Genomic DNA, 26,487 nt, shown 5'->3' with positions numbered 1-26,487 from the left:
AACGCCCAATCCATCGCGCAGACCACGCCCACGGGCAATGCCATAGCGCAGGCCGTCGTATCCGGCTGGGCGCTTGGGCCCGTCAAACACTGCGTACTTATGCGGCGCGGCCTCAATCAGGTGTACGAGCTGCGTTTTGACAATGGCCGACACGCCATCGCGCGCCTGAGCGCTGAGAGACCGCGTGGCGAGCCGAACATCGCCTACGAAGCCGCCTTGCTGCTGCACCTGCACGCCCGGGGCATCCCTGTGGCGGCGCCGCTGGCCGCCAAGGACGGCGCATTCAGCATCGCCCTGGACCTGCCCGAAGGCCCGCGCGCGCTGATGCTGTTTGACTTTCTGCCGGGTGATCCGCCCGGCGAATCGCTGGTGGACATCGAAGCCACCGGCCGAGGGCTGGCGCAGTTGCACACCGCTGCGCAAGACTATGCGGGCCCCGCAAGCCGCTATGCGCTGGATTTACCGGAGTTGCTGGATGCCGCGCTGCAGCGGATGTTGACCGCGCCCACGGTGGACGCAGCGCTGGCGCAGGAGTTTTCGACGCTGGCCCGAGACCTTCATGGTCGCTTTGCCACCTTGCCAGGCCTGACCCGCGTGCATTGCCACGGCGACTGCCACGGCAGCAACAACTTCATGACCGATGGGCCAGAAGTCGGAGGTGAAAAAAGCCGCGTGGCCGCGTTCTTTGACTTTGACGACACCGGCCCGGGCCTGCTGGCCTACGAACTGAGCGTGTACCTGTGGGTGCAGCTTCCCCGCAGCCTGGAGACACCGGCATCGGCTGCGGCGCTGGAGCGCTGGCAGCGCTATCTGGCCGGGTACACCAGCGTGCGCGCCATACCACCGGTCGACATGGCAGCCATTGCGCCGTGCTTGGCGCTGCGGCACTTCTGGATCATGGGCGAATACGCAGGCCGCATCCCTGTATGGGGCACGCAGGCCATGCCCACGCACTGGCTGCGCAAGCAGGCTCCGCTGATGCGGGCGTGGATGGATCTGCCGACGCGGGAGGGCCTCACCCCTGCAGTCCCCAGCACACCGGCGATGAAGTAGCCCGCAACGGCGCAACAGAGAACACAAGTCAGGCACTAAGGTGGCCTGCACAGAGGCCAGGGCTTCCAAAAGTAGTCGTTTCCTGCACCGCTCCTCTGAGGCATCTCACTTAACGCTGGTTGCCCTTTCGCGAAACCGCTAACGCGAACGCGGCGACCAAGCCCGCTAGCAGGACAAGTCCTCCTGCGCTGAGCGTGGGGACCGACGCAACGGTGCCACCCGGCGCGGCGGCGGGAGCGAACCGCGCGATGCGATTGCGTGCCTGCCCGCTTATGGTGGTGAAAGCTCCGCCCACATACACCGTGCTGCCCACAGTAGCGATGCTGTTCACTGCGCTGTTCGCGTCAGGGTCCCAGCTGGTCGCCAAGCCGGTGGTGCCATCGAGCGCCGCGATGCGGTTGCGCGGCTGCCCACCAATGCTCGTGAACGCCCCGCCCACATAGACAGTGCTGCCCACGGCCGCGATGCTGTTCACTGCGTTGTTCGCATTGGGATCCCAAGCGGTGGCCAAGCCCGTGGCGGCATCAAGCGCCGCGATGCGGTTGCGCGTCTGGCCGCCAATGCCAGAGAAAACCCCGCCCGCATACACCGTGCTGCCCACGGCTGCAATGCTGTTCACCCCGTTGTTCGCGTTGGGGTCCCAAGCGGTAGCCAAGCCCGTGGCGGCATCGAGCGCCGCGATGCGGTTGCGCGTCTGGCCGCCAATGCTCGTGAAAGCCCCGCCCGCGTACACCGTGCTGCCCACGACTGCGATGCTGTTCACAAAGGTATTCGCGTTGGGGTTCCAAGCGGTGGCCAAGCCCGTGGCGGCGTCAAGCGCCGCGATGCGGTTGCGCGCCTGCCCGCCAATGCTCGTGAAAGCCCCGCCCACGTACACGGTGCTGCCCACGACTGCGATGCTGTTCACTGTAGTGTTCGCATTGGGGTTCCAAGCGGTCGCCAAACCCGTGGCGCCATCCAGCGCCGCGATGCGGTTGCGCACCTGCCCCCCAATGTTTGTAAACGCACCACCCACATAAACTGTCCCGCCCACAATGACAACGCTCTGAATGATGCCGTTGGCGTCGGGATTGAAGCCCATGTCCAGCGAGCCATCGGCATTGATCCTGGCAATGTTGTTGCGCGCCTGCCCCGCGACAGTCGAAAACGCCCCAACGATGATGGTCTTGCCATCAGCTTGAACGACCACCTCATTCACCGTGCCATTGGCCTGCGGGTCGAATCCTGCATCCAGCACGCCCTGCGCCCCCGCGTGCCTCGACATCAACGGCAGCACAAGCAGCGTGGCAAGCATCAGCCGCCACACCCATGACCAAACAGGCATTGACGCATCAGATGGCATCACAGTGATTCGTTGCGGCAGACGGAATGCAGGGGCTACATAGCAACTGAATCTTTGCATGGACAGCTATCAGAAAGTTGGGGGTCATTCAGCGCTGTAGAGCGCTGCGTACCAGACGATGGGGCCACAAATTTTAACGTTTTGCAACAAATCGTCTGCCGATATGCAAAGCACCGCGGCCCTAAAAAAAGAAAAGCCCGCCAATGTGGCGGGCCCTGGATATGAACCATCCGAGCGTTTCGCGGGGTGTTCACCCATCGAAACGTCGTTATTTCAGTTGTCGCGCGCTGCCTTGGCCGTATCCGGGAAGTCGCTGAACACGCCGTCCACGCCGAGTTGATAGAACAGCTTGTACTCCGCCTTCGGGTCGCCCTTGAAGTCCGAAGCCAAGCGTTTTGCTTCGTTGCGGAAGGTGTAAGGGTGAACCACCAGCCCGGCGGCATGAGCGTCCCTCACCACGTTGGTGGGCGACATCATCACGCGGTCGCGGTCGTCGATCACACCGTCGCCATTGAGGTCGTCGGCCTTGCCGTCGTTGTTGGCATCCATCTGCTTGGAAGGGATCAGGTACGGCTTCCAGGGGCCGATGCCGTCGGCATAGGTCTTGACTTCCTTGAGGCCTGCGGGCGTGAGCAGGCTGGCGAATGTGCGTGCGTCTCCGGCCAACGCAAAGTCATAGGGTTTGTCGTAAGGAGCGGTCAGGTCCATGCTGCCGTTGGGGTTGACGTCGTTGGCATCCACCAGTTGCACCAGGCGGATCTGCGTCTTGGTGCGCAGGTATTTGAGGTTCGACACCTCGAACGACTGCACGATGACCGGGGATGTCTTGGTGGTGTAGCCGTACTTGGCCAGCGTGGCGAGCAACCGGTCTTCCAGCTGCAGGCCCAGGTTGACGTGGTACGTGGGGTGTTTGGTCTCGGGGTACACGCCCACGGTGCGGCCCGCTTTGGTGCCTTCGCTCTTGGCCAAGTCCAGCACTTCGTCGAGCGTGGGGATCTGGTACTTGCCATTGTTCGACTGGTCGCGGTCCGCCATGGGCTGGATGGCGCGGAGGGTCTTGATTTCGGCCAGGGTGAAGTCCGAGGCAAACCAGCCTTCTTCTTGCACGCCGTCCACCATCTTTTTGGTCTTGCGGCCCGCAAATTCTGCGCGGGTGGACACATCGGTGGTGCTGGTGATGTTGGGTTCGTGGCGGGCTACCAGCACGCCGTCTTTGGTGGCCACCAGGTCGGGCTCGACAAAGTCGGCACCCAGTTCGATGGCGCGCTTGTAGCTCTCCAGCGTGTGCTCTGGCAGATAGCCGCTGGCGCCACGGTGGCCAATGACCAGGGGCTTGTCGCCGCTCAAAGTCGGATAGAGGTTGTCATCATTGCCGCCACAAGCAGCCAGCGTGGCTACCAAGGCCAGCGCACCCAATTTCGCACCAGAAATGTGCATGCTCTTCTCCTCGTTGTTGTTTAGAACTGCCGAACTGTGTGCGCGGCCTGTGACAACGCCATGACGACCGTTTGCCCATCGGATGACAACGTCAACTTCCAGCTTGATCGCACCAACATGCAGCAATCAAGTCGCCGCATTCCCCACCATTGTGCAGAGGCATGCGCATAAACGTATAACTTTTGAACATAATTCGATGTTGCAGCGCGCCATTGCCTGCCAACGCCCTTGATTCAAATAGAAAGTCTTTAGCAACATGAAACACGCGTCCGCAGGCAGCTTCCTCTCACACGTCGCCCAACGCAACCCGGGGCAGCCCGAGTTTCTGCAAGCCGTCACCGAAGTGATGGAAAGCCTGTGGCCCTTTATTGCCGAGCACCCCCGCTACGCAGAGCACGGCCTGCTGGAGCGCCTGGTGGAGCCCGAGCGCATCGTCATGTTCCGTGTGTCGTGGGTGGACGACCACGGCAGCGTGCAGGTCAACCGGGGCTACCGCATCCAGCACAGCATGGCGATTGGCCCGTACAAGGGTGGCATCCGGTTCCATCCGTCGGTGAACCTGTCGGTGCTGAAGTTTCTGGCGTTCGAACAGACCTTTAAGAACGCGCTGACCACGCTGCCCATGGGCGGCGGCAAGGGCGGCAGCGACTTTGACCCCAAGGGCAAGAGCCCAGGCGAGGTCATGCGCTTTTGCCAGGCTTTTGTGTCCGAACTCTTCCGCCATGTAGGCGCCGACACGGACGTGCCCGCCGGCGACATCGGCGTGGGCGGCCGCGAAGTGGGTTTCATGGCCGGCATGATGAAAAAGCTCAGCAACCGGGCCGACTGCGTGTTCACCGGCAAAGGGCTGTCGTTTGGCGGGTCGCTGGTCCGGCCTGAAGCCACCGGCTACGGCACGGTGTACTTTGCGCAGGAGATGCTCAAGTCCCAGGGGCGCTCGCTCGACGGCCTGCGTGTGTCGGTCTCTGGCTCGGGCAATGTGGCGCAATACGCCGTCGAAAAGGCCATGGAACTGGGCGCCAAGGTGGTCACGGTGTCAGATTCAAGCGGCACCATCGTGGACGAGGACGGCTTTACCCCCGCCAAGCTGGCCCAGCTGATGGAAGTGAAAAACCACCTGTACGGCCGCGTGAGCGACTACGCCAAGCGCACCGGTGCAAAGTTTGAAGCGGACGTGCGCCCCTGGCATGTGCCGGTTCATGTCGCCCTGCCCTGCGCCACGCAGAACGAGCTGGACGAGAAAGACGCGGCCGTGCTGATCAAAAACGGCGTGGCCTGCGTGGCCGAGGGCGCCAACATGCCTTCCACCATCGAGGCGGCCAAGGCGTTTGAGGCGGCAGGCGTGCTGTACGCCCCGGGCAAGGCCAGCAATGCGGGCGGTGTAGCCACATCGGGCCTGGAAATGAGCCAGAACGCTGCCCGCCTGTCGTGGCCGCGCGAAGAGGTGGATGCACGCCTGCTGCAGATCATGCAGGGCATTCACGCCGCCTGCCTGCACTACGGCAAACGCAGCGACGGCACGGTGAGCTATGTGGATGGCGCCAACATCGCCGGATTTGTGAAGGTGGCCGACGCCATGCTGGCGCAGGGCGTGGTGTAACAGGCCTTGGAGGCGAGCCCGTCTTTACACAACCCTCACACAATGGGCACGGACTCTGCTTGCCGTGTCAGAACTTTCTGACACAAAGCCGAGTCTGTCCCTTCCATGAAGCGCACCCCCCTCCTCGTTTCCCTGACTTTGGCCATCGCCGTGACGGCGGGTTGCGCCACCCTCGATGCCAAACAGCGCGAGTGGATCTTTCAACCCAGCGACCGCAGCTGGGGCGGAGCCCAGTCCACCGACGACATGCAGGATGTGTGGATCGATTTTCAGTCCCGCTCCACCAGCAAGGCCGAGCGGCTGCACGGGCTGTGGCTGCCCCACGAACGTGCGGACGCGCCGGTGCTGCTGTACCTGCACGGTGCACGCTGGAACGTGTCAGGCTCGTCGGGCCGCATCCGGCGCATGCACGAACTGGGTTTCTCGGTGCTGGCCATCGACTACCGCGGTTTTGGACAAAGCAGCGCTGGCCTGCCGTCCGAAGTGACTGCTGGCGAAGACGCCCGCGTGGCGTGGGACTGGCTGGCCCAGCAGCAGCCGGGCAAGCCGCGATACATCTTTGGCCACTCGCTGGGCGGCGCCATCGCCATCGACCTGGCGCGCCAGGTGCCTGACGAGCAGGGCACGATTGTCGAAGGCACCTTCACCAGCATTGCGGATGTGGTGAGCACCTTCAAGTGGGGCTGGCTGCCGGTGTCGGGCCTGATCACCCAGCGCTTTGAGTCTGTGCGCAAGGTGTCCGAAATCGGCTCGCCCCTGCTGGTGGTGCATGGCAGCGAAGACAGCCTTATCCGCCCCGCCCTGGGCCGCCAGTTGTACGAGGCCGCACAAGAACCCAAGCAGTTTGTGCTGGTGGAGGGTGGGTCGCACCACAACACGAATTCGGTGGGGCAGCCCGCTTATCGGCAAGCCATGGCGTCGCTGTTCAAGCTGAAATAGCCCTCGGGCCGACCGCGTCAGGGGCGCCGGCGCGGCGCCGTGCCTCCCATATCCCCGTCTGGTACGCTCAGACAGATATGTCTGCCCCCTCCGCCACCGCAGCGTCTGCGGCCGCCCCCGTCTCTATCAATCCTGGCCTGGCCATCCTGGTGCTGGCCTTGCTGCTTAGCATCCAGCCGGTCACTACCGACCTGTATTTACCCGCGCTGCCCGCCCTCACACGCAGCCTGGGCGCGCCCATGTCGGCGGCGCAGCTCACGCTCAGCGGGTTGTTGCTGGCGTTCGGCTGTTCGCAGATGGTGTGGGGGCCGCTGTCAGACCGGTTTGGCCGCCGCCCCATCCTGCTGGCGGGGCTCGCGATCTACACCGTGGCCTCAGTGGGCAGCGCGTTAGCGCCCACCATGGGATTGCTCATCCTATGGCGCATTGCCCAGGGTGCGGCCATGGGCGCCGTGGTGATGTGCGCGCGCGCCATCGTGCGCGACCTGTACACCCCGCTTGAAGGCGCACGCGCCATGTCCAAAGCCCTCACGGGCTTGGGCATCGTGGCCTGCATTTGCGCGCCGATGGGCGGGCTGCTGAGCGAATGGCTGGGCTGGCGCGCGGCGCTGATGGCGCTCACGGTGTATGCCGTGATCACGCTGGCCCTGGTCGCCCTGCGCATGCCCGAGACGCTGGCGCAACGCAACCCGAAGGCGCTGCAACCGCAGGCGCTGTTCAACACCTGGAAACACGTGCTGCGCAGCCCCACTTTCTGGGCGTTTTCGCTGCAGACCACGGCCACTTATGGCGGGCTGTTCACGTTTCTGGCAGCGTCGTCGTTTGTGTTCATCGATGTGCTGAGTCTTACGCGCACACAGTACGGCTGGGTCATGGCGTCAGCCTGCGCGGCCTATTTTGCAGGCACCTTTTTGTGCCGCAGCTTGCTGGTGCGCTTTGGGTTGCAGCGCACCGTGGCCATTGCGGGCGCCTTGAGCGTGAGCGGCGGCACGCTGATGGCACTGGTGGCGTGGATGGGGTGGCACAACCCGTGGGCCTTGATCCTGCCGTTTTACCTGTTCATGGTGGCGCATGGCGTTCACCAGCCCTGCGGACAAAGCGGCGCGGTGGGGCCCTTCCCCAAAGCGGCGGGGGTGGCGTCGGCGCTCAACGGTTTCATGATGATGCTGGCCGCGTTTGCCATCGGCGGGTGGCTGGGCATGCGGCTGGACGGCACGGTGTGGCCGCTGGTCAATGGCATCTGGTTCTGGTCCGTGGTGCTGGCGGTGATTTCATGGACGCTGGTGCAGAAGTTCGGAGCGCCCCGTGAGCACGCCTGAAGCCACCCTTCCCGCCATCGCCCTGGCAGGCCCCACGGCGTCTGGCAAAACCGCTGGCGCACTGGCCATTGCGGCCGTGCTGGGCAAACAGGGTTTGCCGGTAGAGATCATCAGCGTCGACTCCGCCCTGGTCTACCGCGGCATGGACATCGGCACCGCCAAGCCCACTGCGGACGAACTTGCCGCCGTGCCACACCACCTCATCGACATCCGCGACCCGCTGCAGGCCTACAGCGCGGCCGAATTTGTGCAGGACGCCACCCGGCTCATGGCCGAGATCCGCGCGCGCGGGGCGCAGCCCCTGCTGGTCGGCGGCACCATGCTGTATTTCAAGGCTCTGTTCGACGGCATTGACGACATGCCCGCCGCCGACCCCGAGGTGCGAGCGCGGCTCGAAGCCCAGGCGGCCGAACTGGGCTGGCCCGCCCTGCACGCCGAACTGGCCTTGGTAGACCCGGCGACGGCCGCTCGCCTCGCCCCCGCAGACAGCCAACGCATCCAGCGTGCGTTGGAGGTATGGCATGTCTCAGGCCAGCCATTGTCTAGATTTCACACTACAAAAAAAGGAGCTAACAGCGCAATACCTGCAAGCGCTAGCGCCCTTTTTTCTTTAGAACCTGACAACCGTGCCTGGCTGCATGAGCGCATCGCCCAACGTTTTGACACGATGCTTGCCGCTGGCTTTGTCGACGAAGTGCAGGCCCTGCGCTCCCGCGGCGACCTGCACCCCGACCTACCCTCCATGCGCTGCGTGGGCTACCGCCAGATCTGGGAAGAGCTGGACTTCCAGGCCAACCGCCCCGAAGGCACCCCCTTGAACATTGCCTTTTTGCGCGAGCGCGGCATTGTGGCCACTCGCCAGCTGGCCAAGCGCCAGATCACCTGGCTGCGCAGCATGCCGCAGCGCCATACCATTGCCTGCGACCAGCCCCACGCCACCGCCCACCTGGTGCAGGCTGTGCTGCAGCGGCTAGGGCTGCGCACCCCATGACGCTGTTGCACGTAGACGCCCTGGGCAAACACTACGGCACCACACCGGTGTTTGCCAACGTGCAGTTCACCGTAGCGCCCGGAGAATTTGTGGCCATCGTGGGCGACTCGGGCGTGGGCAAATCCACCCTGCTCAACTGCCTGGCGGGCCTGGACACCTGGGACACGGGCCGCATCACCCACGGCACCACCGACCTGGGCCAGCTGGACGACACCCACCGCGCCCTGTGGCGGCGCGCCCATGTGGGTTTTGTCTTCCAGGCCTTCCACGTGCTGCCGCACCTGGATGTGGCCCAAAACGTTGCCCTGCCGCTAATGCTGCTGGGCCAGAACGACCCAGCCCGCGTTCAGCAGATGCTGGCCGCCGTCGGCCTGGCTGACCTGGGCGAGCGCCTGCCGCAGCAACTCAGCGGCGGGCAACTGCAGCGCGTGGCCATCGCCCGCGCTCTGGTGCACCGCCCCGCCCTGCTGCTGGCCGACGAGCCCACCGGCAACCTCGACCCCACCACCGCCGCCCGGGTGATGGACCTGCTGCTCGCGCAGACGCGCGAGCACGGGGCATCGCTGGTGCTGGTCACGCATTCGGACGCCGCCGCGGCGCGGGCGGATCGGGTACTGCGGCTGCGCAGCGATGGCATTGTTGGCGTCTGAACGCGCCCGCTACTTCACGCAAGTCGTATTTTGTTTGTAGCAAGCCTCAACGGTGCTTGTGCCATGGCAGAGAACAGGTGTAGCAAAGGGGCTATTGCTACCGATGTCATATCCCACACCCTGATAACCCGGATCGCTGGAAAACGCAGAGTCTTGCGTCGAGGTCCAGATCAATCCGTTGGTTGCCGCCAAGGGGTTGCTCCCCTGCTGCACGTTGTAGGCCTCGTTTGCCGTCGGCAGGCGGGCACCCATCCCGCTGCAGTACGCCACGGCTTCCGAGAAGCGCATTTTTTGCAGTGGCCAGGACCAGGTAAGACCACCGGATGTGAATGATCCGCCGGAGCCGCCACCGCCCGTGGTACGGCTGCCGGAAAAGCCCCCTTGAATGGCCGCTCCGTCAGACACCCCTGTGTAGCTCCCCGTCACCTTTCCACTGGCGTCGATGCTGCCCGTGAGTACCGCATTGGTGCTGGCTCCATCACTGCCTGACAGGCTGAAGCTTCCGTTGGCATTCACTTTGCCGGAGCAAGTAACCAGCGTACCCGCCGTGCACTGGCTGATATTGCCGTTGCCGTCCACCAAGAATGTGACGGTTACGCCGCTGCCCGAGACGTTGTAAGTGCCAGCATAGGGAGAAGTTGTTGGCGTTGGCGTTGGCGTTGGCGTTGGCGTCGGTGTCGGTGTCGGTGTCGGTGTCGGTGTCGGTGTTGGTGTTGGTGTTGGTGTTGGGGTCGGTGTTGGGGTCGGTGTTGGGGTCGGTGCGGCGGGCAATACCGGAGCTCTTGGCCCTTCACTGGGCGTGACCAGGGTGCGATCCAGTACGACACCGGGCAAGGCGTTCCCCGGCGTGCGGAGTCTGTTCGTGTCGCCAATCAGATCAACGATTTGCGCTGGTGTCAGGTCCAGTTGCTGTGATGGCGCTGCGTTCGCAGGAATAACTTGCGGCGATGCCGCGATCTCCTCCCGGCCGGTTTGGCGCAGATGCTCCAGAGTTGCAGGCAACTCGTTCTTGACGTAGTTACGTATCTGGTCCGACTTGTCGCGCAGCCTGATCCGCACAGTCTCTGACATCCCAACCACGGTGGTTGATATCCAGTTGGCAACTTGAAAAACGGGATGTCCATCCAACGCGGGAAGAATCGCGAGGGTACAACCCGTAGTGGCGATCTGGCGATCAAGCTCATCGTCACCACTGTTGTTGGCTACACATCGCCGCACCAGCTCCCCGGCGAGGGACTTGGTAGGTTCCTGCCCGTCAGGCATCCGTACTTCCATTTCATTGCCCTCAGGATCGCTCACCACATAGCGTGTGGCTTGGTCGTTGGAGTCGAAAGCAGTCAGACGAAGTAACGTATCTCCAAACCGGATCGTTTCGACGCGCCCATTGGCAATACCAAAGCGATAGACCGTCTTGTCTTTGGCGAGGAAGTCAATCCGCGCAATCTGACCCGTCGCATCGCGGTAGCCCACGGCGCCTGTACCGTCTGGGCCGCTGTCAACAAAGGCCACGGTCGATTGCGGATTGGTGAAATAGACCGACGAGTACAACTGAGCCGGTGGGGGCGTGGCATCTGCGCCTCCCCCACCACCCCCTCCACAAGCACAAAGTGATGCGACCAAGCCAGCAATGACCGCCAAGCGCCGCGCTCGGCCGGGCGCAAATGCAGAAACAGAGGGCCCAAAAGTGAGTGATGTGGACATTGAAAGCGCCTTGAACAGTGGATGCAGGCCCATTTGTATCAATACGTGTTTCTCCCGACATCCCTCAAATGCATGATGCGAGACACTGCATTCCTTGACCATGTGAAGCAGTAATGACGCCATTGATGCCTCTGTGTCCGGGATGAAGAGCCATGACCACGCTGCTGAAGTACACCCACCACGACACCGGCATGCCAGGCCTGATCCGCAGCGTTTATGACGCGGCTCTGGACGCCACCCGCTGGCAGGAGTTTCTGACGCGATTCGCGACCGAGTTCTCCTCTCAGACCACCATGATCTTTGGACAGGACTTTGCAGACCGGTCCGTGGAAGTGACGGGGGGGACCACCTCTCTGGCGGCTCACCATGGGGTAGGGGAAGACGCCATGGCAAGCTTCGCGGCCCATTACTGCCGCACCAATGTATGGACGGAGGACGAGCGCCTGCACCATGAAGGGCAATTGGTGAACGGTTCGAAGTTCTATCCTGACGAATACCTGCCCCGCACCGAATGGCATTGCGACTGGTTGCGCCCTCTGGACCTCTTCTACACGCTGGCTGCGGTCGTCGAAAAGCGCAAGCACCGCTCCTTCAACGTCACGGCCGTGCGCAGCAAACGGTGCGGCCCCTACACGACCGAAGAGGAGCTGCGGCTGCAATCACTGGTGCCGCATCTGCAGACGGCCTTCGCTCTGCACCGGCGCCTGCACCGCGCAGAGGCCCTCGCACACGCCTCGCTTTCGGTGGTGGAGGGTCTGCCCATGGGCGTGGTACTGCTCGGCGAGGGAGCAGACATGCTGTATGTCAACGGCCGCGCCCGCACGCTTGCACAGTCCAGCGGGCTGCTCCATTTCAGTGACAGCGAAGGCTTAAGCGCCACGCTGCATGCAGACGACCTTCGTCTGCAAGCCGCTATGCGAGCAGTGGTATCCACGCCGACCGGCGCGCCGATGAACGCAGGCACCGGCATGCGATTGCGCAGCCTGACGGACAGTGAATTGCATGTGATGGTGACCCCGTTGCCGCATTGGTCCCAACCTTTTGGAGCGCATGCCTGCGGCGCCGTCTTCATCAGCAACCCGGCCTGCGCACCACAGTCGCTTGAAGGCGTGCTGCGCAATTTCTACGGCCTGACGCTGGCCGAAGCTCGCTTGGCGCAAGCGTTGGTCAACGGGCTTTCCCTGCGGGAATACGCGGACCAGCAGTCGGTATCCATTCACACGGTGCGGTGCCAGTTCCGCGCCATTGCCACCAAGGCGGGTGTGGCCCGGCAAACAGACTTCGTGCGCGCCGTGCTTACAGGTCCCGCCATGTTGCAGATGGCGGACAGGGCGCTGGTCGTGCGCTGAACCAAGGCGTATGCAGCGATCCGGAGACGCGCCTCCGGCAGTGAAGCGATACCCAACCGCTGCACTGCCCCCCTTCGTCAGCAGCGTCCGCCTCGACCCCCCTCTGTCGTACTTGGACTGAGCCTTGGTATAGCTATTCAAGCGCAGCAGCCCCGCATCAGCGGACACAATGCAGCCATGCTCGCCCTGCTCCGCACCTTCTCCTGGCAAGACCTGCGCCACCACCCCTGGCGCAGCGCTGCTGCCGTAGCGGCCGTCATGCTGGGCGTGGCGCTGGCGTTTGCGGTGCATGTGATCAATGCGTCGGCACTCGACGAGTTCTCGCAAGCCGTGCGCGCCGTCAACGGGCAGCCCGATCTGGAACTGCGTGCCATGCAGGGCAGCCTGCCCGAAGCGCTGTACGAGCGCATGGCAACCCACCCGCAAGTGGCGCGGGCCAGCCCGCTGCTGGAGCTGTCGGCGGTAGCCCAGCCGGTTGACGGTGACAGGCCCGCCAACGCGCAGCCCGCAGCCGCGCCGCTGCGCACCACCCTGCGCGTGCTGGGTGCTGATGCCTTGCTGCTGCCGGCCATCGCCCCCGCCCTCTCGCCGCGCCCCTGGGGCGGTGCGGACCGGTTTGCGCTGTTCGCCCCGGCCACGGTGTTCCTCAATGCGGCTGCGTTGCAGGCGCTCGGCCTGTCGACACAAGCCACGGCGCCGTGGCCCCGGCTCAGTCTGCAGGTGGGCCTGCAAAAAACCCTTGCGGTGCAGGTAGCGGGCACCGTGGCAGCCGGCGGCGCGCCGCTGGCGGTGATGGACATCGGGGCCGCACAAGACCTGTTTGGCCGTGCGGGCGTGTTGACCCGCATCGACCTGCAACTGCAGCCGGGCACCGACCGCAGCGCGTGGGAGCAAGCCCTGCGCGCGCAGCCCGACTGGCCTGCCAATGCGGTGCTGGCGCAGCCGGGGGACGCGACGCAGCGCATCAGCAACCTGTCGCGCGCCTACCGCGTCAACCTCACGGTGTTGGCGCTGGTGGCCTTGTTCACTGGGGCGTTTTTGGTGTTTTCAGTGCTGGCGCTCAGCGTGGCGCAGCGTGGGCCGCAGTTTGCGCTGCTGGCCGTGCTGGGGGCTACACCGCGCCAACGGCTGGCGCTGGTGCTGGCCGAGTCGGCCGCGCTGGGGCTGGTGGGCAGCGCGCTGGGCATCGCCCTGGGCACCGCCCTGGCTGCCACCGCCTTGCAGTTGCTGGGCGGCGACCTGGGCGGTGGCTACTTTGCAGGCGTTCAGCCCGCGCTGCAGTGGAGCGCACCCGCGGCCGCGGTGTATGGCGCGCTGGGGGTTGCGGCGGCGCTGGTCGGTGGCTGGTGGCCCGCACGCGCGGCGCAAACACTGCCGCCTGCCCAAACCTTGAAAGGCCTGGGCACCACCGCCAGCCAGGCCGACAACGGCACGGCAGGGTTGGTGCTGGTGGCTGCGGGGGCACTGCTGACCCTGGCGCCACCCGTGTTTGGCATTCCGCTGGCGGCCTATGTCGCCATTGCCCTGCTGCTGGTGGGCGGCATTGCCTTGCTGCCCTGGGGCATGGCGCAGTTGCTGCGCTGGCTGCAGCCACTGGCGGCGCGGCATGCGCTGCCGCTGTTGGCGCTGGAGCGAGCGCGGCGCATGCGCGGCAGCGCCGCCATTGCGGTGGGCGGCGTGGTGGCCAGCCTCAGTCTGGCAGTGGCGCTGACGGTGATGGTGTCGAGCTTTCGCGGGTCGGTCACACAGTGGCTGGATGCCGTGCTGCCGTCGCCCCTGTATGTGCGCTCGGCCATCAACGCGGGCGGTACCGAGGCCGCTTTGCTGCCTGCAGGTTTTGCCGAAACCGTGGGCCAACTGCCCAGCGTCGAGCGCATGCAGGCCCTGCGTGCCAGCCCGCTGCAGCTGTCGCCCACCCTGCCCGCGCTGATGGTGCTGAGCCGCCCGCTGGGCGACGACCCCGCACAGGGCCTGCCGCTGGTGGGAGAGGCCCTGTCGGTGCCTGCAGGCCGCACGGGCGTCTACATCAGCGAGGCGGTGGTAGACCTGTACGGACTGCGCCCCGGCATGGAGTGGCCCGCACTTTCTAAGTCTTTTAGCCCTCTAGCGCTTGATGGACAAGCGCAAACAGCTATCTTTTACATAGCAGGCATCTGGCGCGACTACGCCCGGCAGTCCGGCGCCGTAGTGATGGACCGCGCGGTGTGGCTGCGCCTGACCGGCGATGCCCGCACCAGCGACCTGGCACTGTGGCCCAGCGAGGGCGCAGACATCGGCGCACTGCAGGCGTCGATTCGCTCACTGGCCGCAGCACAAGCGGGCCGATCAGACAGCGCACCGCAAGGTGCCAGCGATGGCGGCAGCAGTAGCAGCAGCAGCGATGCGCTTGTTGAATTCGCATCCTCCGGCGTCATCCGCGAACGCTCGCTGCGCATTTTTGACCGCAGCTTTGCCGTCACCTACTGGCTGCAGGCCGTGGCCATTGGCATCGGCCTGTTCGGCGTGGCCGCCAGCTTCAGTGCCCAGGTGCTGGCCCGGCGCAAAGAGTTCGGCCTGCTCGCCCACCTGGGCCTCACCCGCCGCCAGATTTTGGCCGTGGTGGCAGGCGAAGGCGCAGCATGGACCACGGTGGGTGCGGCTGCGGGCGTGCTGCTGGGCTTGGTGGTGTCGGTGGTGCTGGTGCACGTGGTCAACCCGCAGAGTTTTCACTGGACGATGGACCTGAATGTGCCTGGTGGGCGGCTGCTGGCGCTGTGCGTGGCGGTGATCGTGTCGGGGACGGTGACCGCGTGGCTGGCGGGGCGGGCGGCGGCGGGGCGGGATGCGGTGATGGCGGTGAAGGAGGATTGGTAGGGGGCATCAGCGTGGAGAGGCAGCAGTGCGCTTTGGCTGCGGAGTTTGCATTCCCACAATTCTGCTTGCGGAGCACGCACCCTGCACAGAGACTGTTCGGTGAGCGGACTATAGTATTTGTAACGAATTACTTACGAATCTGATCCAGTAACTTGTGCGGCGCGCGGCAGCGCCCGATATGGACTGCGGTTGGTGCGATCTACATACGTTAGGAGACAAGATGACGAAGCGAGAAGCAATCCACAAAGAACTAGCCGCGCTCTACAAAGAAGGCATTGAACTGGCTGTATCTTTCCAAAAAAAGGAAGACAAGCAATTCCAGTACGACTACCAAAGCTGGTACACAAAGGCACTAAAAGCAGTCGCCTCCTTGGCTTCAGATCGATACGCCGAATTCCGAGGCTACTATGAGGTAGATCCAAAGAGAAAATCACTTGGTTATGGGACGTATGTCATTCAAGATTATGTTAAGGGTGTTGCTCCGGGTGGTTACAAATATGAAGGCTTTGACACTCGCAAGCAGGTGCTGCAATGCTTCCTTAATCAATTGACGATACTTAATGCAGTCAAGGAGCGGATTGATTCAGTTTTATCCAATATCGAGGGCGAACTATACGCAGAGCTACAGGACAACGAAGTGGCAGTGGCTAGGCAACTGCTGAAAGCAAGTCCAAGAGCTGCGGGGGCCCTCGTTGGAGTGCTTATTGAAGGCCACCTGCAGAAAGTAGCGGACTCACACGGCATCAAAATAGCTAAGAAGAACCCCACGATCGCGGATCTCAACGATCCTCTCAAAGCCGCTTCGGTAACCGATACTGCAAGTTGGCGAAAGATAAGTTTCCTAGCTGACCTACGAAATATTTGTTCACACAAAAAAGATGTCGACCCTACCAAGGAACAAGTGGAAGAGTTGATTGCGGGGGCCGAGTGGTTAACAAAAAATGTCTTCTAGCCATTAATTCCACCGTACTGCTTTCGGCATCAGTGAGTTCAAAAATTGAACAACTAATTTCCCTTTTGATTATTGGCTGATCTTGGCCGAAAGCGGCCACTAGCATTAATCCCCTCTGCCCGACATCCCCCATGACCCGCCCCTCCCCCTGGCTCCACGAAGCCATCGCCCGCATCGAAGCTGACTACCAGCGCAGCGCCGACACGCACCTCATCCCGCTGCGCCTGCCCGCTTTTTCCAAGCACGGCATCGACCTGTACCTCAAGGACGAGTCCACCCACCCCACGGGCAGCCTGAAGCACCGGCTGGCGCGGTCGTTGTTTTTGTATGCGCTGTGCAATGGCTGGGTGCGTGAGGGCTCGACCATCGTTGAATCGTCCAGCGGCTCCACGGCGGTGAGCGAGGCCTACTTTGCGCGGCTGCTGGGGCTGCCTTTTGTGGCGGTGATGCCGCGCACCACGTCGCCAGAAAAGATTGCGCAGATCGAGTTCCACGGCGGGCGCTGCCACTTTGTGGACAGTGCGGGCGCGGTGTACGAAGCGGCCCGCACGATTGCGGCGGAGACTGGTGGGCATTACATGGACCAGTTCACGTACGCCGAGCGCGCCACCGACTGGCGGGGCAATAACAACATTGCCGAGAGCATGTTCACGCAGATGGCGCGCGAGCCGCACCCGGTGCCGCGCTGGATTGTGGTGGGTGCGGGCACGGGCGGCACCAGCGCCACCATTGGCCGCTATGTGCGCTACCAGCGCCACGCCACCGAGGTGTGTGTGGCCGACCCGGCGGGTTCGGTGTTCAGCGCGTATCACCGCACGGGCGATGCGACGCTGACGGCGCCGGGTTCGCGCATTGAGGGCATTGGCCGCCCGCGTGTGGAGCCGAGCTTTATCCGCACGCTGGTGGACCGCATGGTGGATGTGCCCGATGTGGAGTCGATTGCTGCGATGCGTGCGCTGTCGCAACTGCTGGGGCGGCGCGTGGGGCCGTCGACCGGCACCAATTTTGTGGCCATGCTGACGCTGGCCAGCGAGATGCGCGAGCGCGGCGAGCGGGGGTCCATCTTGTCGCTGTTGTGTGATGCGGGGGAACGGTATCTGCCCACGTATTTCGACGCCGATTGGGTGGCGGTGCACATGGGCGATTGTTCGGCCGCCCAACAGAAGATCGATGCACTGGTGGGTTGACCGCCGCTGACACAACCACACAGAGCCCCATGCCGCATTTCCCGCCACCGGCCCCATCGGTCAACCTGCCCGACGCATCGCGCCTGCCAGCCAGCACGCGGCGCACGTGGCTGGTTTCTCAGCTCCCGCTGGGGATGGTGGGCTGGATGCGGGCGGCAGGGCTGGGAAGCGTCGCACTGACGCTGCCCCAGGCGGTAGTAAAGACGGCCCACGCCTTGCCAGCGCGCGCGCTGGCGTTTCCGCGCGACCACGGCAGCCACCCTGATCTGCGCACCGAGTGGTGGTACATCACGGGCCATGTGCAGGCGCAGGGAAAACCGTGGGGGTTTCAGATCACGTTTTTTCGCTCGCGGGTGGATGCCACGCAAGGCATGCAGTCGGCGTTTGCGGCCAAGCAGTTGCTGTTTGCGCACGCAGCGGTGACGGATGTGCAGGGCCAGCGCCTGCTGCATGACCAGCGCATTGCGCGCGCAGGTTTTGGTGTGGCGCAGGCGAGCGAGGCGGACACCCGCATCCGGCTGCAAGACTGGACCCTGGCGCGAAGCGACATAGGTGCAAACGACCCGTCTGGCACGCCCCGCAGCCGCTACACCACCCGCATCGCGGGAGCGGAGTTTGCGCTGGAACTGCAGTTCGACAGCACCCAACCGGTGCTGCTGCAGGGCCAGCAAGGCTTGTCGCGCAAGGGGCCGGATGCGGCGCAGGCGAGCTACTACTACAGCCAACCCCAGCTTGCCGTGAGCGGCAGCGTGACGGTGGGCGGCCAGCGCATGGCGGTCGCCGCAGGATCCGGCCGCGCGTGGATGGACCACGAGTGGAGCGAAGCGCTGCTGCACCCCGAGGCGGTGGGCTGGGACTGGATTGGAATGAATCTGCACGACGGCAGCGCGCTGACGGCGTTTCGGCTGCGGCGAGCGGATGGGTCGGCCTTGTGGGCGGGTGGGTCGTTGCGCGCTGCGGGCCAGCCTGCGCAGATCTTTGAGGCCAGCGCCGTTACCTTTACCCCCGAGCGCTGGTGGACCAGTCCGCAAAGCGGCGCCCGCTACCCCGTGCAATGGCGGGTGGACACCCCCGCTGGCCGCTTTGGCGTGCACGCGGTGCTGGACGCGCAAGAGCTGGACAGCCAGGGCTCCACCGGTGCGATCTATTGGGAAGGCCTGAGCGAGTTGCGCGACCTGAACGGTGCGCGGGGTGGTGGCCGCACGGTGGGGCGTGGTTATCTAGAGATGACCGGGTACGCGAAGCCGTTGACGCTGGGTTGATGCGCCAGCGCCCATGCGCCCACGCGCCTACAAATGCTCTGCATTTGATAGCTGGTAGCGCACATAGACAAAGGACTTCAGATATTTTTCCATCTGAAGTCCTTTAAATTCAAGCGCTATAAGCTAACTTTTCGATAGCACTAGCCTTTGCTGGAGCGGCGGCGATCCATCCACGCAATGATCTCGCCCATGATTCCGCGGCGGAAGGCCAGCACGCAGATCACAAAGATCAGGCCGGTGACCATGGTGACCGATTCGCCCAGGGTCTTGAACCATTCGACACTGGTCAGTGCTGCCAGCAGGTTGCCGAATTCGCCGATCTTGTTCTCCAGCAGCACCACCACGGCCGAGCCAATCAGCGGGCCCGACAGCGTGCCCAGGCCGCCCACCAGCGTCATCAGGATGACCTGGCCCGAGGCCGTCCAGTGCACGTCCGACAGCGTGGCAAAGCCCAAAACCAAAGTCTTGAGAGAGCCAGCCAACCCCGCCAGCGCAGCCGACAGCACAAAGGCGAGCAGCTTGAAGCGGTGGGTGTCGTAGCCCAGCGAGATGGCGCGGGGCTCGTTCTCTTTGATGCCCTTGAGCACCTGACCAAAGGGCGAATGGATGGTGCGCACGATGACCAGGAAAGCCAATACGACGATGACCAGTGCCACGTAGTACATGACCAGATCGCTCTGCAGATCGATGATGCCAAAGAGCTTGCCGCGAGGCACGCCCTGCAAGCCGTCTTCACCGCCGGTAAAGGGCGCTTGCAGGCAGACAAAGAACAGCATCTGGGCCAGCGCCAGTGTGATCATCGAAAAGTAAATGCCCTGGCGGCGAATGGCCAGCCAGCCAAACAGCAGGCCCAGCAGTGCGCCACCGCCCGTGCCCAGCAGCAGCCCGACTTCAGGGGTCAGGCCCCAGACCTTGATGGCATGGCCCGCCACGTAAGCCGCCCCACCCAGAAACGCTGCATGCCCGAAGGACAGCAGGCCGGTGTAGCCCAGCAGCAGGTTGAACGCAGAAGCAAACAGTGCAAAGCACATGAGCTTCATCACAAAGATGGGATAGGCGCCGAGGAAGGGCGCAGCAATCAGGCCCAGCAGCAGCAGGCCGTAACCGATAGAGGCAGTGTTCTTGAGATTCATGCTGGCGGCCCCTTATTTTTCTTTGCCGAACAGGCCGGCGGGGCGGATGAGGAGAACGATGACCATGATGACAAACACCACGGTGGACGATGCTTCGGGATAGAACACCTTGGTAAAACCTTCGATGACGCCCAGGCCCAGCCCGGTCAGGATGGAACCCATGATGGAGCCCATGCCACCAATCACCACCACCGCAAACACCACGATGATGAGGTTCTGCCCCATCAGCGGCGTGACCTGGTACACAGGCGCCGCAAGCACACCGGCAAACGCGGCCAGGGCTGCGCCAAAGGCATACGTCAGCGTGACCATCACCGGCACGTTGATGCCGAAGGCCTCGACCAGACGCGGGTTCTCGGTGCCAGCGCGCAGGTAGGCGCCCAGCTTGGTCTTTTCGATCACGTACCAGGTGCCAATGCACACCACCACCGACGCCACCACGACCCAGGCGCGGTAGTTTGGCATCATCATGAAGCCGAGGTTAGTGGCACCTTCGAGCAACTCAGGCGTGTCGTAACCCAGGCCCGAGACACCATAAACAGAGCGGAAGACCCCTTCGATCAGCAATGTGAGGCCGAGGGTGAGCAGCAAGCCATACAGGTGATCGAGCTTGTAGATCCAGCGCAGCAGCAGCCGCTCGATCAACACCCCGAACAAGCCCACCACCAGCGGCGCCAGTACCAGCATCAACCAATAGTTGATGCCAAAGTAGTTCATGGCCATCCAGGTGATCAGGGCGCCGGTCATGAACAGCGCGCCGTGCGCAAAGTTGATGACGTTGAGCAGGCCAAAGATCACGGCCAGCCCCAGGCTAAGGATTGCGTAAAACGAACCGTTGACCAGCCCCAAAAGGAGCTGGCTCAACAAGCCGGGCAATGAGACACCAAAGATTTCCATGGGAAGCAGCAGCAGGTGGAGAGGGTTCAGGTCAGAAGGTGACAACAAACCCGGCCAGCCCACAAGGGCGGCCAAGCTTGTTGAAACACCATCAGCGGTTTACTTCCAGAGCGGGCACTTGCTCTCGGCTTTGGTGGTGAACACCGTGTCGCCGGGCAGTTTCTTGACCAGCTTGTAGTAGTCCCAAGGCTTGGTGGACTCGGAAGGCTTCTTGACTTCCATCAGGTACATGTCATGCACGTAACGGCCATCGGCGCGGATCTGGCCCGAACCGAAGAAGTCGTTCATCTTCATGCCCTTCCAGGTCGTCATGACCTTGTCGGCATCCACCGTCTTGGCTGCTTCCACGGCCTTGAGGTAGTTCATGGTGGCAGAGTAATCAGCCGCCTGAATTTCGGTGGGCATGCGCTTGGTCTTCTCGAAGAACTTGGCCGAGAACTTGCGCGTTTCGTCGTTCAGGTCCCAGTACCAGCTGGTGGTGAACTGCAGGCCTTCGGTGTTGCGCAGACCCAGGCTGTGCACGTCGCTGATGAAAATCAGCAGGCCGGCCAGCTTCATGGTCTTGCCAATGCCAAACTCTTTGGCAGCCTTGATGGCGTTGATGGTGTCACCACCGGCGTTGGCCAGGCCCAGGATCTGTGCCTTGGAGTTCTGCGCCTGCAGCAGGAAGGACGAGAAGTCCGACGCATTGAGCGGATGGCGCACACCACCGACGACCGTGCCGCCCTTGCCCTTGACCACGGTGCTGGTGTCAGCCTCCAGCGCATGACCGAACGCGTAGTCGGCAGTCAGGAAGTACCAAGTCTTGCCGCCGGTGTCCACAATGGCAGAACCCGTGCCCTTGGCAAGGGACACCGTGTCATAAGCGTAGTGAACGGTATAGGGCGTGCACTGGTCGTTGGTGAGTGCGGAGCTTGCTGCACCGTTGTTGATGTAGACGCGCTTCTTCTCTGCGGCCACCTTGGCAATGGCCAGGGCGGTGCCCGAGTTGGTGCCGCCGAACACCATGGTCAGGCCCTGAGTGTCGATCCATTCGCGCGCCTTGGAGGCTGCGATGTCGGCCTTGTTCTGGTGGTCCGCGCTCATCAGTTCGATGGGCATGCCCAGCACCTTGCCGCCAAAGTCGTCGATGGCCATCTGGATGGCCACGGCGCCGTTTTTGCCTTCCACGTCGGCGTACAGGCTGGACATGTCGGTGATGAAGCCGATCTTGACCTTGTCCTGCGCGTGCGCAGCCGAAGTGGCCAGGCCTGCAGCGCCCAGCATCAATGCCAGCACTTTGAGTTGTTTCTTCATGGATTTGTCTCCTGTTGGTGTGGTGGTGGAAGAAAACGGTCGGGGGAAAGAAAACCTTGGGGTGTGCGCAAGTGCGTCAAACGCCCAGCAATTCGTTAAGCACTGGCATCTTTTCTTTCAGTTCAGAGGCTCCGAACTTTTCGACGATGCGGCCATGCTCCATCACATAAAAGCGGTCGGCCAATGGCGCGGCAAAGTGGAAGTTCTGCTCCACCATGACCACGGTGTAGCCTTTTTCGCGGAGCATCTTGATCATGCGGGCCAGGGCCTGGACGATGACCGGCGCGAGGCCCTCAGAAATTTCATCGAGCAGCAGCAGGTTGGCCCCGGTGCGCAGGATGCGGGCCACAGCCAGCATCTGTTGCTCGCCGCCCGACAGGCGTGTGCCCTGGCTGTTCTTGCGCTCTGCCAGGTTGGGGAACATGGCGTAGATCTCTTGCACCGACATGCCGGGCGTGCCGGTCTTGAGGGCGGGTGGCAGCAGCAGGTTTTCTTCGCACGACAGGCTGGAGAAGATGCCCCGCTCTTCCGGGCAGTAGCCCACGCCCAGGTGGGCAATGCGGTGCGTGGCCATGTTCACGGTTTCTACACCGTTGATCTTGACCGAGCCCTTGCGTGCGCCGGTCAAGCCCATGATGGCGCGCATGGTGGTGGTGCGGCCCGCGCCATTGCGGCCCAGCAACGTGACCACTTCGCCGGGCTGCACGACGATGTCCACGCCATGCAGCACATGCGATTCGCCGTACCAGGCTTCGAGGTTCTTGATTTCGAGTGCAGGAGTGCCAGCCATCAATGTGCTCCCTGCAATTGGCCGTCTGTCGTGCCCATGTAGGCTTCCATTACCAAAGGGTTGTTCGAGACTTCTTCGTACGGCCCTTCGGCCAGTACAGCGCCACGCTGCAACACGGTGATGCAATCAGCGATGGTGGAAACCACTTTCATGTTGTGCTCCACCATCAAGATGGTGCGGCCTTGCGACACCTTTTTGATCAGCTGCGTGACGCGGTCCACGTCTTCATGGCCCATGCCTTGTGTGGGCTCGTCGAGCAGCATCAGTTCGGGCTCCATGGCCAGCGTGGTGGCGATCTCCAGCGCACGTTTGCGGCCATAGGGCAGGTTCACCGTGACCTCGTCAGCCATGTCTTCCAGACCCACCTCGGTCAGCAACTGCATGGCGCGGTCGTTCAGCTGGTTCAAGGTGCGCTCGCTGCGCCAGAAATGGAACGACGTGCCCAGCTTGCGCTGCAGGCCCAGGCGCACGTTCTCCATCAGTGTGAGGTGCGGGAACACGGCCGAGATCTGGAACGAACGGATCACACCGCGGCGTGCGATTTGCGCAGGCTGCTCCCGAGTGATGTCGTGCCCGTTGAACCGGATCACGCCGGAGGTGGGCGTGAGGAACTTGGTGAGCAGGTTGAAGCAGGTGGTCTTGCCCGCACCATTGGGACCAATCAGCGCATGAATGGAGCCCCGGCGAACGGACAGATTCACATCGCTGACTGCGGTGAAGCCTTTGAACTCTTTGGTCAGGCTGGTGGTTTCAAGAATGACGTCGCTCATTGCGCCTTGGCCGCTCGGTAGGGTGCTGAGAAAAGGAGCCTTGCTGCAAGGTCTCCGCGAATGGTTGGGTCCGTTTTGGATCGCAGTGCATGGTATGCCGCCCTACCCGGCGGTAGATACTGGGACTAATGCCTATGTATTACTGCCTAAGGGTCTTGCCCCGGTCGCCGCACCAGGGGGCCAAGCACGGCCTTGCAGCGCCCGCCCACACTCGATGTCGCGGTTTGCATGGAGGCACAGCGGCACAGTTTGCAGAGGGACGGGGTGCGACCGTTCGCTGACTCTTTGCTTACATCTCGTTGCCTGCGGCGCCGTTTGGAGGTGGTCGGGCACCCCCCGCCTTCAGCAGCCATCGCCTAGCCGCGCCCTCAAACGGCAAGCCCGGGCTCTACACTGCCGCATGGCATCCACCCTCCCGAATCCCGCCCGGGGCGCACCCCGCTCCTTGTCCGGCCTCCTCCCCTTTTTACGACCTTACCGTCTGCGCATCGCGCTGTCAGGCGTGTTCCTGGTGTTGGCCGCACTGGCCACGCTGGCGTTTCCGCTTGCCTTGCGCAACCTCATCGACGGCGGTTTGGTGAGCAGCACCGCCGACAAGGGCGCGCAGGCGATGGCGTTGCGCGGGCACTTTGAAATGTTGTTTGCCGTAGCCGTGGGACTGGGGGTGTTTTCAGCGGGCCGCTTTTACATGGTGAGCTGGCTGGGTGAACGGGTGACGGCCGATCTGCGTGACGCGGTGTACAGCCACGTGCTCAAACAAAGCCCCCAGTTTTTTGAAACCACGCAGACCGGCGAAGTGCTGTCTCGCCTGACGGCCGACACCACGCTGGTGCAAACAGTGGTGGGCTCATCGCTCTCCATGGGCTTGCGCAACGCAGTGATGGGCATTGGCGCCCTGGCCATGCTGGTGTGGACCAATCCTTATGTGATGTCGGTGGTGCTGCTGGCCGTCGTGCTGGTGGTGCTGCCCACCATGTGGATCGGCCGGCGTGTGCGCAGGCTGTCGCGCGACAGCCAGGACCGGGTGGCAGACTCCAGCGCCATCGCGGCCGAGGTGCTGAACGCCGTGCCGGTGGTGCAAAGCTATACCGCTGAGCAGCGAGAATCCGCACGCTTCGCGCAGGCGACGGAGAACGCGTTTCAGGTAGCCGTCAAGCGCTCGAAGGCGCGCGCCGTGCTGGTGGCGTTCATCATCATCGCCAATGCGGCCTTGCTGCTGTGGGGCCTGTACCGCGGGACCGAGGCGGTGCTGGCAGGCCAGATGAGCGCAGGCCACCTGGGGCAGACGGTGGTGTATGTCATCTTGCTCGCGGGCGCCGTGGCCGTGCTGGGCGAGGTGTATGGCGACCTGCTGCGGGCTGCAGGCGCCACCGAGCGCCTGATGGAGCTGCTGGCCAGCCGCTCCCCTGTGGCGGGCCCGGCCGTGGCAAAGGTTTTGCCCACGTCAGACAAAGGCTTGGAGGTGGAGTTTGTCAACGTGCAGTTTCACTACCCGTCGCGCCCGGACCAACCCGCGTTGCATGACTTTTCGCTGCACCTGGCGCCCGGTGAGACCGTCGCGCTGGTGGGGGCCAGTGGTGCTGGCAAAACCACCGTGTTTCAGCTGCTGCAGCGCTTTTACGATGTGGACACGGGCACCGATGGCACACCGCTGGGCCACATCCGCCTGAATGGCGTCGACATCCGCGACCTGCAACTGGACACGTTGCGATCCCACACCGGCACCGTGCCCCAAGACGCCGTGATCTTCTCGGCGTCGGCCATGGAGAACATCCGCTATGGCAACCCGCAGGCGACCGATGAGGAGGTGAAGGCCGCCACACGCTCTGCGTTTGCGCACGACTTCATCATGGCCTTGCCCGAGGGGTACGACACCTTTCTGGGCGAGCGTGGCGTGCGCCTGTCCGGCGGGCAGCGCCAGCGCATCGCCATTGCACGTGCCATGCTCAAGAACCCGCCCTTGTTGTTGCTGGATGAAGCCACCAGCGCCCTGGACGCCGAAAGCGAACGCATGGTGCAGGCCGCACTGGATATCGCCATGCAGCGCCATACGGGCCGCAGAACCACGTTGGTCATCGCACACCGCTTGGCCACCGTGCAAAACGCAGACCGCATCGTGGTGCTGGAGCATGGCCGCATCGTGGAACAAGGAACTCACACCGCGCTTTTGGCACACGACGGCGTATATGCGCGGCTGGCTGCCTTGCAGTTCACGGCATGAAAAGAGTGACAGTCTCTCCGCTGGCTCACTATGAGGACGGCAAGCCCATGCAGCCGTTCAAGAGATTGCGCAGGGACCGCATGCCTGGAAAACAGCAAACGCTATTAATTAAATAGCTACTAGCGCTTATTGGATAAGCGCTAGAGGCCAAAAAGACCAATATTTTCTTTCACGCGACACACCACAGGCCCTGCCAACAGGCCTGGACATCGCGGCTTATTGCAGCGTTTCCTTGACGGCGGCGGGCAGCGCCAGGGGCAATACGGCGATTCCCTCTTCCAGCAGTTCGACGGCCTCTTCGGCTGTTGCCTGACCCCGAATAGCGCGCTCCTGCACTTCACCGTGGTGCATGCGCCTAGCCTCCTCGGCAAATCGTCCACCAACGTCCTCGGTGCTGGCCACTATCTTGCGAGCGATGTCCAACCAGGCAGCCTGCATGGCTGGCGGAAGCATGCTCGCATCCAGCGGGGCCTGCGATGGGGATCTGGCAACGGTAGACAGGGCACCCGACGGCTCTGATCCGTGCGGCGACGGGGCTGCTGGCGCCGCAGGCTCGCGCGCGCCCAGGTTCAACCGTGGCGCACTCAAGCGTTTTTCGATGTGGTCATCTGCACACAACGGGCATTGCACGAGGCCACGTTGCAGCTGGTCCTGAAAATCGCCTTCGGACCCGAACCAGCCCTCAAACACATGGGCCTGCCGACATTGGAGGTCGAGCACCTTCATCGCAATGGTCGCCAATGGC

General features: G+C 63.2%; 21 protein-coding genes. 12 read left to right on the top strand and 9 right to left on the bottom strand.

The features are described from left to right. The coding region (locus ACK41V_RS16780; RefSeq protein WP_409783888.1) for a phosphotransferase enzyme family protein at nt 1-1,053 on the top strand (1,053 nt) is incomplete at its 5' end. Between the two features lie 109 nt (nt 1,054-1,162). Here the strand turns inward: ACK41V_RS16780 and ACK41V_RS16775 are convergent. Next, a complete protein-coding gene (locus ACK41V_RS16775; RefSeq protein ID WP_409783886.1) occupies nt 1,163-2,377 on the bottom strand; it encodes an IPTL-CTERM sorting domain-containing protein in 1,215 nt (404 codons plus the stop codon). Nucleotides 2,378-2,668: 291 nt separating this feature from the next. Next, a complete protein-coding gene (locus tag ACK41V_RS16770) occupies nt 2,669-3,832 on the bottom strand; it encodes a glycerophosphodiester phosphodiesterase (protein WP_409783884.1) in 1,164 nt (387 codons plus the stop codon). 256 nt (nt 3,833-4,088) lie between these two features. On the opposite strand from ACK41V_RS16770, the gene gdhA reads away from it, so the two are divergent. From gdhA to ACK41V_RS16745, 5 genes are all read left to right on the top strand, one after another. Continuing rightward, the gene (gene gdhA, locus ACK41V_RS16765) at nt 4,089-5,432 is read left to right on the top strand and encodes an NADP-specific glutamate dehydrogenase (RefSeq protein WP_409783883.1); all 1,344 of its coding nucleotides are present in this window, start codon (nt 4,089-4,091) and stop codon (nt 5,430-5,432) included. A gap of 105 nt (nt 5,433-5,537) precedes the next feature. Next, nucleotides 5,538-6,371 carry an alpha/beta hydrolase gene (locus ACK41V_RS16760; RefSeq protein WP_409783881.1) on the top strand — a complete coding sequence of 278 codons (834 nt, stop codon included), beginning with the start codon at nt 5,538-5,540 and terminating at the stop codon, nt 6,369-6,371. A gap of 77 nt (nt 6,372-6,448) precedes the next feature. Further along, the gene (locus ACK41V_RS16755; RefSeq protein ID WP_409783880.1) at nt 6,449-7,690 is read left to right on the top strand and encodes a multidrug effflux MFS transporter; all 1,242 of its coding nucleotides are present in this window, start codon (nt 6,449-6,451) and stop codon (nt 7,688-7,690) included. Then, nucleotides 7,677-8,681, top strand: a complete 1,005-nt coding sequence (gene miaA, locus ACK41V_RS16750; protein ID WP_409783879.1) for a tRNA (adenosine(37)-N6)-dimethylallyltransferase MiaA — start codon at nt 7,677-7,679, stop codon at nt 8,679-8,681. Before ACK41V_RS16755 ends, miaA begins: the two co-directional genes overlap by 14 nt. After that, nucleotides 8,678-9,331, top strand: a complete 654-nt coding sequence (locus ACK41V_RS16745) for an ABC transporter ATP-binding protein (RefSeq protein ID WP_409783877.1) — start codon at nt 8,678-8,680, stop codon at nt 9,329-9,331. The genes miaA and ACK41V_RS16745 overlap by 4 nt, the downstream gene beginning before the upstream one ends. A gap of 9 nt (nt 9,332-9,340) precedes the next feature. Here ACK41V_RS16745 and ACK41V_RS16740 read toward each other — a convergent pair whose 3' ends face one another. Continuing rightward, entirely contained in the window at nt 9,341-10,840 is a 1,500-nt protein-coding gene (locus tag ACK41V_RS16740; RefSeq protein ID WP_409783875.1) for a hypothetical protein, read from the bottom strand. Between the two features lie 344 nt (nt 10,841-11,184). On the opposite strand from ACK41V_RS16740, the gene ACK41V_RS16735 reads away from it, so the two are divergent. From ACK41V_RS16735 to ACK41V_RS16715, 5 genes are all read left to right on the top strand, one after another. Beyond that, entirely contained in the window at nt 11,185-12,381 is a 1,197-nt protein-coding gene (locus ACK41V_RS16735; RefSeq protein WP_409783874.1) for a helix-turn-helix transcriptional regulator, read from the top strand. Nucleotides 12,382-12,558: 177 nt separating this feature from the next. Next, nucleotides 12,559-15,234: an FtsX-like permease family protein gene (locus ACK41V_RS16730; RefSeq protein ID WP_409783872.1), complete on the top strand. Its 2,676-nt coding sequence runs from the start codon at nt 12,559-12,561 to the stop codon at nt 15,232-15,234. Nucleotides 15,235-15,454: 220 nt separating this feature from the next. Next, the gene (locus tag ACK41V_RS16725; RefSeq protein ID WP_409783870.1) at nt 15,455-16,186 is read left to right on the top strand and encodes a hypothetical protein; all 732 of its coding nucleotides are present in this window, start codon (nt 15,455-15,457) and stop codon (nt 16,184-16,186) included. A 131-nt stretch (nt 16,187-16,317) separates the two neighbouring features. Next, complete coding sequence (locus ACK41V_RS16720; protein ID WP_409783868.1) at nt 16,318-17,373, top strand: PLP-dependent cysteine synthase family protein; 1,056 nt, start codon at nt 16,318-16,320, stop codon at nt 17,371-17,373. 29 nt (nt 17,374-17,402) lie between these two features. Further along, entirely contained in the window at nt 17,403-18,635 is a 1,233-nt protein-coding gene (locus tag ACK41V_RS16715) for a lipocalin-like domain-containing protein (protein ID WP_409783866.1), read from the top strand. A gap of 140 nt (nt 18,636-18,775) precedes the next feature. Here the strand turns inward: ACK41V_RS16715 and ACK41V_RS16710 are convergent, their stop codons facing one another. The 5 genes from ACK41V_RS16710 to ACK41V_RS16690 all read right to left on the bottom strand — a co-directional run bounded on the left by ACK41V_RS16710 (nt 18,776) and on the right by ACK41V_RS16690 (nt 23,521). Then, a complete protein-coding gene (locus ACK41V_RS16710; RefSeq protein ID WP_409783865.1) occupies nt 18,776-19,768 on the bottom strand; it encodes a branched-chain amino acid ABC transporter permease in 993 nt (330 codons plus the stop codon). Between the two features lie 12 nt (nt 19,769-19,780). After that, a complete protein-coding gene (locus tag ACK41V_RS16705; protein WP_409783890.1) occupies nt 19,781-20,665 on the bottom strand; it encodes a branched-chain amino acid ABC transporter permease in 885 nt (294 codons plus the stop codon). Nucleotides 20,666-20,764: 99 nt separating this feature from the next. Next, entirely contained in the window at nt 20,765-21,961 is a 1,197-nt protein-coding gene (locus ACK41V_RS16700) for an ABC transporter substrate-binding protein (protein ID WP_409783863.1), read from the bottom strand. A 76-nt stretch (nt 21,962-22,037) separates the two neighbouring features. Then, the gene (locus ACK41V_RS16695; protein ID WP_409783862.1) at nt 22,038-22,751 is read right to left on the bottom strand and encodes an ABC transporter ATP-binding protein; all 714 of its coding nucleotides are present in this window, start codon (nt 22,749-22,751) and stop codon (nt 22,038-22,040) included. Then, entirely contained in the window at nt 22,751-23,521 is a 771-nt protein-coding gene (locus ACK41V_RS16690) for an ABC transporter ATP-binding protein (protein ID WP_409783860.1), read from the bottom strand. Before ACK41V_RS16690 ends, ACK41V_RS16695 begins: the two co-directional genes overlap by 1 nt. Before the next feature lie 400 nt (nt 23,522-23,921). On the opposite strand from ACK41V_RS16690, the gene ACK41V_RS16685 reads away from it, so the two are divergent. Further along, nucleotides 23,922-25,742, top strand: coding sequence for an ABC transporter transmembrane domain-containing protein (locus ACK41V_RS16685; protein ID WP_409783858.1), 1,821 nt, complete (start codon nt 23,922-23,924; stop codon nt 25,740-25,742). Between the two features lie 216 nt (nt 25,743-25,958). Here the strand turns inward: ACK41V_RS16685 and ACK41V_RS16680 are convergent, their stop codons facing one another. Then, nucleotides 25,959-26,468 carry a DUF1178 family protein gene (locus ACK41V_RS16680; protein ID WP_409783856.1) on the bottom strand — a complete coding sequence of 170 codons (510 nt, stop codon included), beginning with the start codon at nt 26,466-26,468 and terminating at the stop codon, nt 25,959-25,961. Between the last annotated feature and the right edge of the window lie 19 nt (nt 26,469-26,487).

The sequence above is a fragment of the Acidovorax sp. genome (assembly GCF_046291265.1).
In the GTDB taxonomy this organism is placed as follows: Bacteria; Pseudomonadota; Gammaproteobacteria; order Burkholderiales; family Burkholderiaceae_C; genus Acidovorax.
This window is presented reverse-complemented; position numbering and strand designations above follow the sequence as displayed.

Coding starts and splice junctions, on each gene's coding strand:
- ACK41V_RS16775 (WP_409783886.1), bottom strand. CDS start 2,377: ATGCCTGTTTGGTCATGGGTGTGGCGGCTGATGCTTGCCACGCTGCTT.
- ACK41V_RS16770 (WP_409783884.1), bottom strand. CDS start 3,832: ATGCACATTTCTGGTGCGAAATTGGGTGCGCTGGCCTTGGTAGCCACG.
- gdhA (WP_409783883.1), top strand. CDS start 4,089: ATGAAACACGCGTCCGCAGGCAGCTTCCTCTCACACGTCGCCCAACGC.
- ACK41V_RS16760 (WP_409783881.1), top strand. CDS start 5,538: ATGAAGCGCACCCCCCTCCTCGTTTCCCTGACTTTGGCCATCGCCGTG.
- ACK41V_RS16755 (WP_409783880.1), top strand. CDS start 6,449: ATGTCTGCCCCCTCCGCCACCGCAGCGTCTGCGGCCGCCCCCGTCTCT.
- ACK41V_RS16745 (WP_409783877.1), top strand. CDS start 8,678: ATGACGCTGTTGCACGTAGACGCCCTGGGCAAACACTACGGCACCACA.
- ACK41V_RS16735 (WP_409783874.1), top strand. CDS start 11,185: ATGACCACGCTGCTGAAGTACACCCACCACGACACCGGCATGCCAGGC.
- ACK41V_RS16730 (WP_409783872.1), top strand. CDS start 12,559: ATGCTCGCCCTGCTCCGCACCTTCTCCTGGCAAGACCTGCGCCACCAC.
- ACK41V_RS16725 (WP_409783870.1), top strand. CDS start 15,455: ATGACGAAGCGAGAAGCAATCCACAAAGAACTAGCCGCGCTCTACAAA.
- ACK41V_RS16720 (WP_409783868.1), top strand. CDS start 16,318: ATGACCCGCCCCTCCCCCTGGCTCCACGAAGCCATCGCCCGCATCGAA.
- ACK41V_RS16715 (WP_409783866.1), top strand. CDS start 17,403: ATGCCGCATTTCCCGCCACCGGCCCCATCGGTCAACCTGCCCGACGCA.
- ACK41V_RS16710 (WP_409783865.1), bottom strand. CDS start 19,768: ATGAATCTCAAGAACACTGCCTCTATCGGTTACGGCCTGCTGCTGCTG.
- ACK41V_RS16705 (WP_409783890.1), bottom strand. CDS start 20,665: ATGGAAATCTTTGGTGTCTCATTGCCCGGCTTGTTGAGCCAGCTCCTT.
- ACK41V_RS16700 (WP_409783863.1), bottom strand. CDS start 21,961: ATGAAGAAACAACTCAAAGTGCTGGCATTGATGCTGGGCGCTGCAGGC.
- ACK41V_RS16695 (WP_409783862.1), bottom strand. CDS start 22,751: ATGGCTGGCACTCCTGCACTCGAAATCAAGAACCTCGAAGCCTGGTAC.
- ACK41V_RS16690 (WP_409783860.1), bottom strand. CDS start 23,521: ATGAGCGACGTCATTCTTGAAACCACCAGCCTGACCAAAGAGTTCAAA.
- ACK41V_RS16685 (WP_409783858.1), top strand. CDS start 23,922: ATGGCATCCACCCTCCCGAATCCCGCCCGGGGCGCACCCCGCTCCTTG.
- ACK41V_RS16680 (WP_409783856.1), bottom strand. CDS start 26,468: ATGAAGGTGCTCGACCTCCAATGTCGGCAGGCCCATGTGTTTGAGGGC.